We start from the raw sequence: 14,982 nt of genomic DNA on the forward strand, positions 1-14,982 counted from the left end.
CGCACCTCATTTTCTCGCCGGGGCGGGGGCCGCCTCCAGCGTAATCCGCCCCATCTTCGCGCCACGGAATTCATCCAGCACGGCGATGGAGGCGCGTTCTGTATCGATCTCGCCACCAGAGATCAGCATTCCGCGCTTTTTGCCGATCCATTCCAGAATTTCATAACCCTTCATCCCAGAAAGGTCCATATCGCCCAGCTTATACCGCTGTTTAACCGCATCCGCATACTGGTCGCGCAAGACCTCCAGCAGGCGGGAAGCAAGATGTTCGGTATCCACCACCTCGTCCTTGACCGCCCCCGTAAAGGCCAAGCGTTCACCGACCTCCTTGTCCTCGAACTTTGGCCACAACACGCCGGGGGTATCCAAGAGTTCAAACCCCTTGGCAATGGAAAACCACTGATTGGAGCGCGTAACGCCTGGGCGATCCTCCACGTTTGCCTTTCCACCCTTGGAAAGGCGGTTAATCAGGGAACTTTTCCCCACATTGGGAATCCCCACCACCATCACACGAATTTGACGGCACACCATTCCCTTGGCCTCCCAAGCCGCAATGCGCTCTTTTAGGACTTCCTTAACCAATGGAATAAAACCATTCAGACCTCGGTTGGTCTTGCAGTCGATGGCAATCGCCGGGATTCCTTGCGACTGGAAATAAGCGATCCAGCGAGCCGTCTGCACGGGATCTGCCATATCGCACTTATTCATCAAAATAACGCGCGGTTTGTTTTGAATCAGCTTATCCAAGACCGGATTCCGGCTGCTGACCGGCACGCGCGCGTCGATGATCTCCGCCACTGCGTCCACCAACTTGAGGCTCTTTTCAATTTGCCGTTTGGTCCGCGTCATATGACCGGGGAACCACTGAATCGACTGTGCTTCGCTCATAAAATCCCTCCTGTCGGGCTTTCTTATAAAATCTTTCCAAAACGGCTAAAGGGAAATACAACGAGTTCCGCCTTTCCCAAAACATAGCGCTCGTCGATCATCCCCACAGAACTGTTGCGGCTGTCCTTAGAGACCGCACGATTGTCTCCCAGTACAAAGAGGTGCCCCTCTGGAACCGTCAACGGATATGTGTAGTCGGACGGCTGCGTCGTAATCCCATTCGCAATGTAGGCGCTTTCATCCAGCGCCTGTCCATCCACGTAGACCGTACCGGTCTCGAAATCGATATCGACCGTCTGATTCTCAAGGGCAATCACACGTTTGATAATGGGCTCTTGCAGCTTCGCAGTGTGGGTAATCACCACCACATCACCGGGCTGTGGACGGTAAAAATAACTGGTCAACAAAACGCGGTCGTTATCTTGTAACGTCGGCAGCATCGATGGCCCGCTCACATTGACAATACGAAATAACAGCGTGAATAGAAGCACCACTACGATCAGCGAAGAGGACAGAGCCTCCAACCACTCGTAGCAGTGCGTCACCAACCGTGTCGCCGGCGATGCAATATGGCGTGGGCCGCCAGAATATCCCAATTCCTCCCGATCATTCAACAGGGACCAGAGCTCCTTTTTTCATTATGCTACCCATCCGAACGCAGAAAACGGCTGATAGATCATCTGCACTTTTCCAATGATGCAGCGCTGGTCGATCATACCGACTTCAGAGTCACGGCTGTCCTTGGAAACAATGCGGTTATCGCCCAGTACAAACACATGCCCTTCCGGCACCGTCTGTGGAAATTCCACATCGTACTGATCCCGCGTGATTCCATTCTGAATGTACGCACTTTCGTCAAGCTGCTGGCCATCCACATAAACATAGCCGTTATCAAAGTCAATGTCCACGGTCTGTCCTTCTGTAGCAATGATACGCTTGACAATCACCTCGTCGAGCGCTGTACCAGAACCATCTACAACAACAATATCCCCCGCCTGCGGAGTGTAACCTATACAGGATACCCACACTTTATATTGATCCATCAGCGTGGGTTCCATCGACGGCCCGGAAACTGTAATGCTGCGGATGACAAATGTAAAGAACACCATAATAAGGATCAAGGCGGGGATGATCGCCTCCATCCATTCGTAGCAACCTTTGACCGCTTTTCCCTGCAGAGGGCCCTCGTCCCCGGCGCGCTCCTCCTCTGGGAAGGATAAATTTTGCCGCTCCAAAGCCAATCACCTGCTTTCTCAACTCTACGGGCCGCAACACGCCCGCGCGATAAAGAAAAAAGGGACATCATCTGTCCCTTTTCCAATCCAATGCTTATCTGATTTGTTCCTTGACCTTCGCAGCCTTGCCGACTCTGTCGCGCAGGAAATACAACTTCGCGCGGCGCACACGGCCCTTGCGAACAATCTTGATGCCCTTGACGTTGGGGGAATGCAGCGGGAAAACTCTCTCCACGCCGACGCCATAGGAAACACGGCGAACGGTAAATGTCTCGGAGATACCGGAACCCTTGCGTGCAATCACTGTGCCCTCAAAGACCTGGATTCTCTCGCGGTCACCTTCACGAATGTTTACGTCGATGCGGATGGTATCGCCCACCTCAAACTGGGGAATTTCCGCCTTCACGGAATCCTGAGCAATCAATTTCAATGCGTCCATGTTAGATCCTCCTAAATTTTTCAGACATTCATGCCACGAGAACCATGGCAGAGGACTGTCCGCTTCAATGTCACGGAATCATCCGGGCACTGAACCCCACCGAAAGAGTGCGGCGGTTTCCAAATGCTTATATAGCATACCACAATCCGCCAAAAGGTGCAAGGATTTTTTCAATTTTCTTGCAGCCTCTCTATGTTTTTCCCATTGGATTGCAAAGCAATATGCCTCTTTTTTCTACACAGATATGAGCCCGTCCGGCTTCCCTCACTGGAACTCATGGAACTGTCCATCGTAGAGGTTGGTACGGCGGATCTGTGCATACAATTCCAACCCCAACTCCCGCTGGATTGCCTCCAGCAGCAGATGCGGATTGATATTCATTTCACTGCCCGCGGGAAGCACCGCGCGAATCTCCACCTTTCCCTCGATGGGCAGTACCTCTACGCGGTCCAAGTAGGGCCGGATATCAAAATCGACAAAGCCGCTTTTTGTATGCTTGGGGACCACAAGCGATTCGCGACGGAACAACCCGGTCACTTCCTTAGCCAATGTATCGGCGTCCCTTCCCTCGGGATCTATCAACATCACAAAGGATGCGTACGCGATCTTTCCCGGCTTCATCACCGGTTCTGTCACAGCAAGCACCGGCAAATCGTTCGGCAATGCCTCATTCAGCCGCACAACCAATTCTTCATTGGACGGGCCGTCGTCCTCCAATTTGATGTCGACGCTCTCGCGCTCGCCCGCCACGCCAAGGGACAGCGGCAGAGCAAAGGTCAAAAACGCCCGAGGATTAAAGCCCTGTGTATACCACAGTGGAATCTTAGCCCGGTGAATGGCGCGCGACATACAGCGTGTCAGGTCCAAGTGGGAGATAAACCGTGCGGTGCCGATCTTTTGAAACCAAATTCTAACGGTCCTCATAGCAGATTCCTCCCTTAAAACAGGCTGCACCGCAAGCCGAACACGCTTCGCGGCAATTCGGCGTCGTGGTATCGGCATATGCCCGCTGGCACTCTCGAATCAAAAATTCTTTGCGGATCCCATAGTCCAGATGATCCCAGGGCAGCACTTCATCAAAGCTCCTGCGCCGGTTTGCATAAAAAGCTGGATCGACCCCACAGGACTCAAAGGCTTCCAACCAGCGGGGAAGGGAGAAATAATCGTTCCAGCCGTCAAATTTGCACCCCATCCGATGCGCTTCTTCCAACACAGCGCAGAGCCGCCGGTCTCCGCGCGCAAAGACCGCCTCTAAAAAGCTGGTATCTGCGTCGTGATAGTTACAAGTGATCTTCCGCGTAGTGACCGAATGCAGCAGATGGCGCTGCTTTTCATGCAGCAGCGGGATCGGGTCCTGTGGTTCCCACTGAAAGGGTGTAAAGGGTTTCGGAACAAAAGAGGACGCGCTCAATGTCACCGACACCCCGCGCCCCTTCGGCTTGTTGGGATTGGAATAGTAGGCGTTGACCACCTTCTGCCCCAACTCCGCGATCCCCGCCACATCGTCCAACGTCTCAGTTGGCAGGCCGATCATAAAATAAAGCTTGATGGTATTCCAACCTCCGGAGAACGCCATGTTGACGGTCTTCATCAGCTCTTCCTCTTTGACATTTTTGTTGATTACATCACGCAGGCGCTGCGTACCGGCCTCTGGCGCAAAGGTAAGGCCGCTTTTGCGCACGGATTTGATTTTGGTCATCAGCTCATTGGAAAAGCCATCCACACGCAACGACGGCAGGGATACGCTGGTCTTTTCATCCCGCGCCCAGCTCAAAAGCTGCTCCAAGAGCGCATCGATCTTTGTATAGTCGCTGGTACTCAGGGATGAAAGTGAGATCTCGTTGTATCCGGTATTGTCACAAAGCGTATGGCACTGCCGGTCCACAACCTCCACAGACTTTTCCCGCACCGGACGATAGATAAAACCGGCCTGACAGAACCGGCATCCTCGAATACAGCCCCGGAATACTTCCCCCACAGTCCGGTCATGGACAATTTCAATATAAGGTACGACAAATTTGTCCGGGAAATAGGAATGATCCATGTCGAGCATCAGGCGCTTTTTCACCGTGGCGGGAATCCCCGGCTCCGGTGTTATGGCAGCTATGGTGTGGTCCTCATTGTAGGCGACCGTGTACAGGGATGGCACGTACACCCCCTCGATCTGGGCTGCCGCCCGCAGGAATTCCTCTTTGGAGCGCCCTTCCTTTTTGTAAGCGCGGTACAAGTCGATCACTTCCAGATCGACTTCTTCTCCCTCGCCGAGGAAGAACAGATCGACAAAATCGGCCAATGGTTCCGGGTTGCAGGCGCAGGGCCCCCCCGCCACAACGAGCGGCGACAGCCCCTTCCGGTCCGCGCTCCGCAGCGGAATATTCGCCAAATCCAGCATGTTCAGGACATTGCTGTAACTCAATTCGTATTGGAGCGTAAACCCGAGCATATCAAAGTCGTGGATGCTGTCTCCGCTCTCTAGGGCAAAGAGCTCCATCCCGCTTTTGCGCATCTGCTCCTCCATATCCACCCAAGGGGCAAACACGCGCTCACACCAGATATACTCCCGCTCGTTGAGCAATCCATACAGAATCTTCATGCCCAGATGGGACATCCCGACCTCGTATGTATCTGGAAAGCAAAACGCAAAACGAACATCCACCGCACGCTTGTCCTTTACAACGCTGTTTAGCTCGCCGCCGGTATATCTTCCCGGCTTCTGCACCTTCATCAATAATTTTTCAAGCTCTGGATTCATTCCATTTTCTCCCGTTCTATCGCATTTACAACTATATCGCAATCTCGAATTTTTATTATACTGTACTTCTGCTTGCAATGCAATGTTTAATCCGCTGCGCACCGGCCGTATCCGCAAGGAAGCTGAGAGTTCAACCTCAATCGGCAAGAAGGGCGTTCCTCCGCCAAATGTGCGACAGGAACGCCCTTCTTGTTTGGACCTTCAAAAGATCCTCTATTCGCTCTTCCTTAGTTTAAACTGATTTTAAAGTTCATGCGGGAAAAAGTCAAGCGTTTATTTGCTTTTTTTCTGCAAAACGCGAAGTTTCCACCCGACAGCCTCTTTTCGCCTGGTAACAAAATCGGCACAAATCCCTTTCTAACGGGTCAAATCCTCGTGCTGGACGGCGGTCATATTGTACAAAAGGGAACCCATGAGGAGCTCTTCCCAGCGGTCCGGCCTATATACGGATTTCCTCCATGCTCATAAAGAGGCAATTGGATGGAAACTGGCATAAGAACCTTTTAACTTCCTGTTCTTTTTTGATTGTAAAAGGCCCCGGATATTCTTTTCTCCGGAGCCTTTTACAGCCTTCTTATTCTTTCGCGCAACTGACCGGCGTGTAACCTGCCTCCTGCACAGCGTCCATCAATACCTGATCGGACACTTCCTTCGAGAGGGAAACGGTCGCCTGTTTCTTTTCCAGGTCAACCACTGCCTCTTGTACGCCGTCCACGCCTTCCAAAGCCTTTTGCACATGCATCTGGCAATGTGCGCACATCATACCGTCTACAATCAATACTTTTTTCATCAAAATCGTTCCTTTCTGTTCTACCGGGCCCTGTTCCGCAGGAACCGGAGTTTCTTTTATCTCTGGCAAAGCCGCCAGATCTTCCGCGCTGTGCTGCTCCTTCCCCTTCTGCTTAAAGAAACGGAGCCGCAGAGCGTTGGTAACCACACAGACCGAACTCAAACTCATGGCCGCTGAGCCAATCATCGGGCTTAGACGCAGGCCGAACGCCGGGAATAAGACGCCGGCTGCAACTGGAATCCCCAAAATATTGTAAAAAAACGCCCAAAACAGGTTCATATGGATATTCCGAACCACCGCCCGGCTCAGATCAATCGCCGTGGCCACATCCTCTAAGGAATCCTTCATCAGCACTACATCGGCTGATTCAATGGCAATATCCGTTCCAGCGCCGATTGCGATGCCAATATCAGCGCGTGTCAACGCCGGAGCGTCGTTGATACCATCGCCAACCATAGCGACCTTATGCCCTTGTTCCTGCAAAGCGCGAATATTGGCCTCCTTTTCGGTGGGAAGTACGTCTGAAATGGCTTTTTCTATTCCGAGTTCCCGGCGAATCGCTTCTGCCGTCACACGATTGTCTCCGGTCAACATAACGACATGCAGCCCCATCTTTGAGAACTGCTGAATTGCAGCACGGCTGGATGCACGGATGGTATCTGCCACAGCGAAAATTCCCACGATCGTCCCGTCTCTTGCAAAAAGGAGCGGGGTTTTCCCCTCCTCTGCCAGTTTTTTCACTGCATCCCGAACTTTTTGGGCACGGACATCCGCTGCCAAGAGGTGGCTTTCTTCCATAAATGCCGTGTTTCCTGCAAGATAGGCATGCCCGCGGACCGTTGCCTTGACTCCACGTCCAGCCTGTGCTTCAAAGGTCTCTGCTTTTGGGATGGATATTCCCGCTTGTTTGGCATATTCCACAATTGCCTGCGCCAAAGGATGTTCGCTACCGGTCTCGACCGCTGCTGCCTCCTCCAACAAAGTCTGTTCCGTTATATGGGAATCTATGACAACCACATCGGTGACCGACGGGTGTCCGGAGGTGATGGTTCCTGTTTTGTCCAGCACGATTGTATCCACCGCATGAAGATTTTCCAGGCTTTCCGCAGATTTAATCAAAATTCCCATCTCAGCAGCCTTTCCAGTCCCGACCATGATGGCAACCGGCGTAGCTAACCCCAATGCGCAGGGGCAGGAGATCACCAAGACAGAAATAGCATTTGATAGCGCAAATTCAAAATTCTGACCCATGAGGAGCCAGACAATGGCCGTTACTATGGCAATTCCAATCACGGTTGGCACAAATACACCACTGACCTTATCCGCCAGACGCGCAATCGGCGCCTTGGAATTCCCCGCCTCATCAACTAGGCGGATTATCTGCGATAATGTCGTGTCCTCTCCCACCTTGGACGCTTGAAAGCGAAAGGTTCCATTCTTGTTGATGGTTGCTGAGATCACCGGATCGCCGGGATTTTTCTCAACTGGAATACTCTCTCCCGTGATCGCCGCTTGATCCACATAGCCATGCCCCTCGGTCACAACCCCATCTACAGGAATCCCTTCACCCGGCCGGATAACTACGATGTCTCCCGCGATGACCTGTTCCGCAGGGATCGTCTGTTCCACGCCGCCGCGGATAACCACAGCATTTTTGGGCGCAAGATCCACCAGTTTTCCAAGCGCATCCGAGGTCTTGGACTTGGATTTTGCTTCCAAATATTTTCCAACTGTCACCAAGGTTAAAATCATCGCGGCAGATTCGAAATACAGCGCATGCGCGTATTCATGTACTACTGCCATATCCCCATGACCAAAACCATAGGCCATACGGAACATGGCAAAAATACCGTAGACAAGGGACGCCCCTGAACCAATCGCTACCAAAGAATCCATATTGGGGGCTCTGTGGAACAGTGACTTCAGCCCATTCTGGAAAAAATGCCGGTTGATAAAAAGAATCGGAATGGTAATCAACAACTGTGTCAGAGCCGAAATTAGGGCATTGTCCATTCCAACAAAAATGCTGGGAACCGGCAGATACATCATCGGTCCCATCGCAATATACATCAATGGAATCAACAAAACAATCGAAGACACCAACCGGCGCTTCATGCTTTTTCGATTCTCCTCCGCCCGGTCTTTCCTGGCCTGCCATTCACTCCGGAAGCTGTTATCTTTTGCGCCTGCCTGCTCTGGCAACGCCGCACCATAACCGATCTTTTGAACAGCCGAAATGATCTCATTCGGTTCTAGCTGGGCTTCGTCGTAGGTGACAGTCATCTGGTTTGCCAGCAAACTGACATTCACATCCTCGACGCCTTCCAGTTTTTGCACACACCGGGTCACGTTTGCCTGGCAAGCAGCACAGGTCATACCGGTGACGGTATATTTTTCTGTTTTCACAGGTTCTTCCTCCCTTCACTATTTCAGCTTTTTGATTAATTCCAACGCTTCATCCACCACCTGTGTATTGCCCTTGCGAATTTCTTCTACCACACAGGTTTCCAGATGATCTTGCAAAACAAGATAACCAAACGCCTGAAGAGCACTTTCAACTGCTGCAACCTGTACCAGAATATCACCGCAGTAACGGTTATCCTCTAGCATCTTTCCAATTCCATTGAGCTGCCCAATCATTCGTTTTAGACGGTTTTGCAGTTGGCGTAATTCCATATCCCCACGAGGCGTTGCTTTATAATGACAACCACATTCCATCGTTTCGCTGGGTGGTTGCAAAGAACCTTGTTGACAGTCCATGGAAATCTCCCCTTTCAAATACCCCCTACAGGTATTTTGAATTTACCTCTATTATAATACCCCCTTAGGGTATTTTCAAGCCCTTTTTGAAGATTTTTCTTTCATTTGGATTCGCACCATCCTTCCTGTTAAAACGAACTAAGCTCTCATACGCATCCTTTTGCGAAAAAGATCGATCCGCATAGGAATGCAATCTCTTGCGTTTTCCACCAAAATCCGCTATGCTATCCTTTGGTTAGCAAAAACAAACTCAATTGCAAAAGCGCGTTAGTTCTTTATGTTCCTGTGTGCTGGAAAGGAAACCACTATGGATTTTTCTCTCAACTGTTCCCCTGGGGAACAGAAACATTTTTTGATTCCTGTCCCCGACGCGGATGCTATCGAAGCAGTGATTGTACAGGGGGCTTTCCCCGGAAAAACGCTTGTCGTTACAGCTGGGGTCCACGGCTGTGAATACGTCGGCATTCAAGCTGTACAAGAAATCCTTCAAGAACTCCGGCCCCAGGAACTTTTCGGCCGCGTTCTGCTCGTTCCCCTTGTTAACGCAGCGGGATTTTATGCCGGAACAGACTTGGTTCCCGCAGACAGAAACAATCTGAACCGCTGTTTTCCGGGTTCTGCTCAGGGGGGCGTCACCCAGCGAATGGCTTATGCTTTGGAACAGGTTCTCTATAAGGAAGCGGACTTTCTACTCGATCTGCACGGCGGTGGAAGCGGTGAGTCTATGACTCCTCTGGTGTTCTTTCCGGTTGGAGCCGGCAAAAAAATAGAAAGAGAGGCCCGCCGTGCTGCTTCCTGTCTTTCGCTGTCTTATCGGGTTCCATCTGTTGCCAAAAACGGCCTCTACAGCTACGCGGCGCAGCAACAGATTCCTTCCCTCTTGGTGGAACGCGGCGGCGGGGGAATCTGGCATTCGGATGAAGTGGCGGCTTGTAAACAGAACATCTATGAGCTTATGGGGTTCCTGGGAATAGGTCCTGCCTCTCCGATAACCTCCCCCTCCGTCGAACTGGAACAGGTATGTTATGAAGAAGCGCCGGAAGATGGATTTTGGTATTGTTACAAAACGCCTGATTCTCCATGCCGCCGCGGAGAGCTGCTGGGAAAATTGGTAGACCGGTATGGTAAAACCATCGACTACCGCGCAAACTTTGATGGCGTTGTCCTATATTTTACCCATTCCCTTGGGGTCCAAAAGGGTGGCGCATTGATCGCCTATGGAAAACCATACCATGTATAATCGATTCCTTTCCCCAGACAAAGGCAGTTGCTCTTGGGTTTACGACAAAAAAGCCAAATGACCCATCAAAATATCATCATTTTCTGTTGTCCTCCTGCACAGCAGAGCGAGAAGGATTCGAAATCTTTCTACTGACCTATATTTTCTATAAAAAGTTTTCCCGATTTCTAATTATCTTTTCGAATCTTCGCAATGGCCGGAACTGCTTGGAATATCAAGCAGTTCCGGCATTTTGCGTTTCGGAAGACACCCCGCATAACCCGGCATTTCAGAGCCTCACTTGGCGTTCAAAAGTAGCAAAAAACGTAGCAGAAGTGGTGTACTGTTAAGCCGCCCGTTTGTCCAAGCAGCCTTCGCAGAAGCGAATGCCACACGGGCGTAAAATCTACATATTTCTCGCTTCTATGGCCGCACCTTTTTTCAACAAGGGTCATGAAAAACGGATTGGAGGCAAAAAAGGGCCGCCCAACCCCAGATTTACAGGGCCAGGCGGCACTATGCAAAAGTCCATTGACCATATAGATTATTTCTCTTGTAGGAGATCCAATAACTGGCGGATATTTTTCTTTCCAAACGACACCTGCGTGTCATTAACAACCAGGCAAGGCACACTCATCACCTGATAACGGTCCTTTAACTCCGAAAAATGGTTAAGGTCATATACTTCAGCAGTCACCTGAGGGTGTAAAGAGGCGATTCTTTGAGCCGCAGTGACCAGTTCTGGACACATTGTGCAGGAAAGGGAGACCAAAACTTTCATAGAAACCGGTTGAGAGATTGCTTGGATTTCTTCCTTGGTCTCCGGATCTAGCGCCTGTCCTGGACCAGCAGCATTGTACAATCCCAAAACAAACGAGGTAAACTCATGGCCTCCAGGCACTCCATGGAATGCCAATCCAGTTTCTGTTCCATCCGCTTTGCAGACACGGACACAGGGGCGCTCTTGCGCAGTATCCGCCTGCCGGTCTGTTTTCACAGAAAGCTTGTCCGTCAACGCTGCCATGGCCGTCATATATTGCTCCAGTTCTTTTGAAACTAGACGCTCATCCAGATAGAGTTTCAAGAGCAGCGGTTGGGCCATCTTTGAAAACACAGCATCCAACTGTACTCGAATCTCTTCAGAAAACAGGCCTTCGTCCTTTGCAGGTCCTTTTTTCTCCGGCTCTGCCTTCGAAACTCTTGTCACCGGAGGAACTGGATGCAGGTCCGTCTTTCGCTGCATTGCTGCCACATACTTTTCCAACTCCGTTGCGGCAAGAGCTCCATCACCTGCTGCAGTGACAACTTGACGCAGGCTTTTGATGCATACATCTCCCGCCGCATAGAGGCCATCCACATTGGTCTTTTGTTGTGAATCGGTGACCACATATCCCTGCTCATTCAGTTCGGCTATCCCCTTAACCAGACTTGTGGAGGGTTCGTACCCGGCGAATACAAATACGCCAAAGGTCTCCCCTTCCGGGGACCGGTACTCTGTTACCTCTCCCGTTTTGGAATTACGATAGCGAAGAATCCGCAGAGAGGCGTCTCCGGATACTAATTCCACCTGTGTGTTTGTCAGGACCGTAATTTTTTCATTGCTTCTCGCCGCATCTGCCGTCGCTTTGGCGCAGGTAAAATCTTCCTCACGGATCAGGATTGTGACATGCCGCGCATATTTCGTAAGAAAAACGCTCTCTTCAGCAGCGGCAAATCCGCCCCCCACTACAAAGACTTCTTTTCCCGTGAAAAATTCTCCGTCACACGTCGCACAGTAAGCCACACCATGCCCGCGGAATTCCTCTTCACCCGCAAACCCAACCATGCGGGGATGTGCGCCAGTGGCCAAGAGAACTCCAAAACACTTCTGTGCTCCGCGGTTTGTCTGGACGGTTTTGACATCGCCATCCAATTCCAAACGCTCTACCTCAGCCAATAAAAACTCTGCTCCAAAGCTTTGCGCTTGCTTACGCATCGTCTCTGTGAGCTCTGTTCCACTGGTGCGTGCCACGCCGGGGTAATTGACCACCTCGGAAGTGATGGTAATCTGCCCACCAAAACGTTCCTTTTCAATCACCAACACACGGTATCGGGCGCGGGCCAAATACAGAGCGGCCGTCAATCCAGCAGGACCGCCGCCAATGACAACAACGTCATACAGATTGTCTATATTCATCTCTGCCATAATTTACAGTTGCCCCACCAAATCCAGGCTCGGCTTGAGTGTTTCTGCACCAGGTTGCCACTTTGCCGGACAAACCTCGTCTCCATGTTCCGCGACAAACTGACTCGCCTGTACACGGCGGAACAGCTCGTCCGCATTACGGCCAACATTGCCCGCAATCACTTCATACGCTACAATCTTTCCCTCTGGATTTACAATAAAGCTACCGCGTTCTGCAACGCCATCTGCATCAATATATACTTCAAAATCCTTTGCCAAAGCATGCGTCGGATCGGCCAACATAGGATACTGAATCTTCTTGATACGGTCAGAGGCATCGTGCCAAGCCTTGTGTACAAAATGGGTATCACAGGAGACCGAGTATATTTCACAGCCCACAGCTTTAAACTCCTCATATTTGTTCGCCAAATCTTCCAGTTCCGTAGGGCAAACAAAGGTAAAATCTGCAGGATAGAAGAAAAAGACGCTCCACTTCCCGAGAATATCTTGTTTTGTCACCGTATGAAATGCATTATTTTGGTACGCTTGCACCGAAAAGTCGCTGACTTCCTTTTGGATCATGGACATATAAAAGCCTCCTTTATGATTTATTGTTTTAGAGTTAGCAATCGCTAACCTTATAGAACATTATACGTATTTTTGGAATATTTGTCAAGATCTATACCGCGATATATAAACCTATACACAAAAATTTTCTACTAGAGCGTATAGCGGGTTAGTCGTTCTGTTACAGCCTGTGGACAGCAACTGCGTTATTCATTGCAGCGCCATCCACAGGATACCACAAAATCATCGTAAATTAGTTAAGCCGCAAAAACGGTGCTTCTTAAGTAAAAGCAACAGCATCAGATAACATCCCACCAGTAACAGCGAGAAATTATAACGCGAACGGAGCAGCAACAGGAATCCAGCCACCGCTAGCGGAAGTAATGTACAGATCGAAATAACCGTCACCAGACGTTCAGCAGTTTCCTCCTGCAACCGCAAGCAGAGTATGGCGTGTAATGCTTGCCCTCCATCGAGTGGGTCCACTGGCATAAGATTCATGGAGCCGATCAAAAGATTGGCCGCCGCAAATTTCCCTGTACCAGCACCTGCCAACAAGCATCCTCCCAAAGTCATCAGATTTGCACAGGGTCCAGCGAGGTCTACCGCTGCCTCTCTCAAATAACCGCGTGGTTCTCCCTGGCGTACAATTTCTGCCCCAAAAGGAGTCAGTCGGATTGCCTTAGGTGGACACCTGACTGCTAACAGGACAGCCAGGTGTCCACCCTCGTGCAGAGCTGCAGCTACAATTCCTGGAATAGCCATTCCGTTGGTATCCAACAATAGAAAAAAAGCAAGCACCGCCACAAAAAGAAAGCTAATTGTTACGCGACATCCTCCAATTGAAAAGGTCATGTACTCTCCGTTTCGGAGATCTCATTGCTCTCCACTTCCGATGATTCCGGTGCAGAGGATGCCTTCGGCATAAATTCCAACACCTTGGTTCGGAATTGATCCGCCTGCTCCTCTGCTACAATCGAATTGTTAATATTTTTAACATACCAATCTCGCACATTGGTATATAGTTCCCCACCAAATACCTTCAGCACCAATGCCGCCACAACTAATCCTCCACATACAGACACCTGTACGACGGTCAATAGCCAAGAACTGGCACGTTTCGCTTTTTTCTTCGGTGATTCTTCCAAGGAATCGTATAGCCCTCGCTCTTCCGATGTCTGTCCAACATCGTGTAGATCCCTTTGATATTCTTCATCATAATAAAATTCATCCATTCTCCCATCCCCCTGTTTTTGATTGCCTGTACACTTATATGCGGACAGGGATCAAAAAAGAACATAGGCCATTTATCCCCCTGTTTACGTGTTAATCTTCTGCATAATAGGTACTCCTCCAACACGTTAAGATATATCAAGATGAACGCTCTATCCCCTAATACTATAGAATGATCCGTCTGCTTGGACGGGACAAATAGTAAAAACTCCACTATTTAAAAGGAAAGTTTTATTTTCTGTGATTTATTAGCAATCTTGTTGTCGATATGTAGATCGTAGCCGTGCGACGAGAACACAATGCTGTCGCTGGGGTAACGATCCACGACGCAGAGCTTGTCCAGCTCCGCCTGGGACAAGTCGCTAAAGAAGGCTTCACGCTCTCTTTGGCGTTTCATGTTCCGCAGGTAGGCCCTGGCCTCGTTTCGCAATACCTTCTTGCAAAAAGCATCGAACCGGCATTGCTCGCCATAGTCGCGGGGGTTAGATTCCATCAGTTTCACCCCTTTTCTATGGGGGATCAGGTAGTTCTCTCCCTTTCTGCTACTACCAATTCTGTGAGAGCGTGTTCTGCCCGCTAAACGCCTCCTTTTGAAGAAAATTTGGGAAAAGCAACGGCCAGCCATCCCGACCGCAGGAAACGACAAAAAGCGCCCGGCAGGTCACAGACCCACCGGGCGCAACAGTAAGCGATATGAAGTTTATTTACATGGTATAGTTCCTACTTATGGCTGAACCTCTCTGCCGAATGGAACGGGCTTTTTTGAGCGGTTAGCCCTTGTCAGATCAGGCGGGGATAGTATCCGGCGCAGCATAGCGGCATCCTCCTTCTATGCCGCCGTGGAAGCTGCCAGGACAAAGAAAAAACGGCGGCTCGAATCGAACCGCCGTGAAGAAAGTGCTTTTGCGCGCAGAAAGCCGACTGCCCCGTGGCGG

Annotated in this window: 14 protein-coding genes; 1 reads left to right on the forward strand and 13 read right to left on the reverse strand. The window is 50.5% G+C overall.

Annotated features, from left to right (window positions below; translation table 11 throughout):
- Positions 1–6 precede the first annotated feature (6 nt).
- From ylqF to B9Y59_RS08000, 8 genes are all read right to left on the reverse strand, one after another.
- The gene (gene ylqF / locus B9Y59_RS07965) at positions 7–888 is read right to left on the reverse strand and encodes a ribosome biogenesis GTPase YlqF (protein WP_054323351.1); all 882 of its coding nucleotides are present in this window, start codon (positions 886–888) and stop codon (positions 7–9) included.
- Positions 889–911: 23 nt separating this feature from the next.
- On the reverse strand, positions 912–1,502 hold the full coding sequence (gene lepB, locus B9Y59_RS07970) for a signal peptidase I (protein WP_242967273.1): 591 nt from the start codon (positions 1,500–1,502) through the stop codon (positions 912–914).
- 24 nt (positions 1,503–1,526) lie between these two features.
- The gene (gene lepB, locus B9Y59_RS07975) at positions 1,527–2,123 is read right to left on the reverse strand and encodes a signal peptidase I (RefSeq protein ID WP_242967274.1); all 597 of its coding nucleotides are present in this window, start codon (positions 2,121–2,123) and stop codon (positions 1,527–1,529) included.
- 94 nt (positions 2,124–2,217) lie between these two features.
- The gene (gene rplS / locus B9Y59_RS07980; protein ID WP_054323352.1) at positions 2,218–2,562 is read right to left on the reverse strand and encodes a 50S ribosomal protein L19; all 345 of its coding nucleotides are present in this window, start codon (positions 2,560–2,562) and stop codon (positions 2,218–2,220) included.
- Between the two features lie 264 nt (positions 2,563–2,826).
- Positions 2,827–3,486 (reverse strand): TIGR03936 family radical SAM-associated protein, encoded by a 660-nt coding sequence (locus B9Y59_RS07985; RefSeq protein ID WP_158088981.1) that lies wholly within the window; start codon positions 3,484–3,486, stop codon positions 2,827–2,829.
- The gene (locus B9Y59_RS07990) at positions 3,473–5,314 is read right to left on the reverse strand and encodes a TIGR03960 family B12-binding radical SAM protein (RefSeq protein ID WP_085534570.1); all 1,842 of its coding nucleotides are present in this window, start codon (positions 5,312–5,314) and stop codon (positions 3,473–3,475) included. Before B9Y59_RS07990 ends, B9Y59_RS07985 begins: the two co-directional genes overlap by 14 nt.
- 574 nt (positions 5,315–5,888) lie before the next feature.
- Positions 5,889–8,510: a heavy metal translocating P-type ATPase gene (locus tag B9Y59_RS07995; RefSeq protein WP_256366515.1), complete on the reverse strand. Its 2,622-nt coding sequence runs from the start codon at positions 8,508–8,510 to the stop codon at positions 5,889–5,891.
- 18 nt (positions 8,511–8,528) lie between these two features.
- Complete coding sequence (locus B9Y59_RS08000; protein ID WP_198945604.1) at positions 8,529–8,864, reverse strand: metal-sensing transcriptional repressor; 336 nt, start codon at positions 8,862–8,864, stop codon at positions 8,529–8,531.
- Positions 8,865–9,171: 307 nt separating this feature from the next.
- Between B9Y59_RS08000 and B9Y59_RS08005 the strand changes: the two genes are divergently transcribed.
- Positions 9,172–10,104, forward strand: a complete 933-nt coding sequence (locus B9Y59_RS08005; RefSeq protein WP_085532828.1) for a M14 family metallopeptidase — start codon at positions 9,172–9,174, stop codon at positions 10,102–10,104.
- A gap of 523 nt (positions 10,105–10,627) precedes the next feature.
- Here the strand turns inward: B9Y59_RS08005 and B9Y59_RS08015 are convergent.
- The 5 genes from B9Y59_RS08015 to B9Y59_RS08035 all read right to left on the reverse strand — a co-directional run bounded on the left by B9Y59_RS08015 (position 10,628) and on the right by B9Y59_RS08035 (position 14,540).
- Positions 10,628–12,268, reverse strand: a complete 1,641-nt coding sequence (locus B9Y59_RS08015; RefSeq protein ID WP_085532830.1) for an FAD-dependent oxidoreductase — start codon at positions 12,266–12,268, stop codon at positions 10,628–10,630.
- 3 nt (positions 12,269–12,271) lie between these two features.
- On the reverse strand, positions 12,272–12,835 hold the full coding sequence (gene ahpC, locus B9Y59_RS08020; protein ID WP_085532832.1) for an alkyl hydroperoxide reductase subunit C: 564 nt from the start codon (positions 12,833–12,835) through the stop codon (positions 12,272–12,274).
- A gap of 222 nt (positions 12,836–13,057) precedes the next feature.
- Positions 13,058–13,579 (reverse strand): site-2 protease family protein, encoded by a 522-nt coding sequence (locus B9Y59_RS08025; RefSeq protein WP_143255271.1) that lies wholly within the window; start codon positions 13,577–13,579, stop codon positions 13,058–13,060.
- 86 nt (positions 13,580–13,665) lie between these two features.
- Positions 13,666–14,049: a hypothetical protein gene (locus B9Y59_RS08030; RefSeq protein WP_085532836.1), complete on the reverse strand. Its 384-nt coding sequence runs from the start codon at positions 14,047–14,049 to the stop codon at positions 13,666–13,668.
- A gap of 215 nt (positions 14,050–14,264) precedes the next feature.
- A complete protein-coding gene (locus B9Y59_RS08035; protein WP_242967275.1) occupies positions 14,265–14,540 on the reverse strand; it encodes a hypothetical protein in 276 nt (91 codons plus the stop codon).
- Positions 14,541–14,982: the final 442 nt, after the last annotated feature.

The sequence above is a fragment of the Anaeromassilibacillus sp. Marseille-P3371 genome, from assembly GCF_900169665.1.
Lineage (GTDB): Bacteria > Bacillota > Clostridia > Oscillospirales > Acutalibacteraceae > Anaeromassilibacillus.

Bases quoted from the DNA above. Each gene is read 5' to 3' on its own strand.
- B9Y59_RS08025 (WP_143255271.1), bottom strand. From the start codon at position 13,579: ATGGCTATTCCAGGAATTGTAGCTGCAGCTCTGCACGAGGGTGGACAC.
- ahpC (WP_085532832.1), bottom strand. From the start codon at position 12,835: ATGTCCATGATCCAAAAGGAAGTCAGCGACTTTTCGGTGCAAGCGTAC.
- B9Y59_RS08005 (WP_085532828.1), top strand. From the start codon at position 9,172: ATGGATTTTTCTCTCAACTGTTCCCCTGGGGAACAGAAACATTTTTTG.
- B9Y59_RS08035 (WP_242967275.1), bottom strand. From the start codon at position 14,540: ATGGAATCTAACCCCCGCGACTATGGCGAGCAATGCCGGTTCGATGCT.
- B9Y59_RS08030 (WP_085532836.1), bottom strand. From the start codon at position 14,049: ATGGATGAATTTTATTATGATGAAGAATATCAAAGGGATCTACACGAT.
- B9Y59_RS08015 (WP_085532830.1), bottom strand. From the start codon at position 12,268: ATGGCAGAGATGAATATAGACAATCTGTATGACGTTGTTGTCATTGGC.
- rplS (WP_054323352.1), bottom strand. From the start codon at position 2,562: ATGGACGCATTGAAATTGATTGCTCAGGATTCCGTGAAGGCGGAAATT.
- B9Y59_RS08000 (WP_198945604.1), bottom strand. From the start codon at position 8,864: ATGGACTGTCAACAAGGTTCTTTGCAACCACCCAGCGAAACGATGGAA.
- B9Y59_RS07985 (WP_158088981.1), bottom strand. From the start codon at position 3,486: ATGAGGACCGTTAGAATTTGGTTTCAAAAGATCGGCACCGCACGGTTT.
- ylqF (WP_054323351.1), bottom strand. From the start codon at position 888: ATGAGCGAAGCACAGTCGATTCAGTGGTTCCCCGGTCATATGACGCGG.
- B9Y59_RS07990 (WP_085534570.1), bottom strand. From the start codon at position 5,314: ATGAATCCAGAGCTTGAAAAATTATTGATGAAGGTGCAGAAGCCGGGA.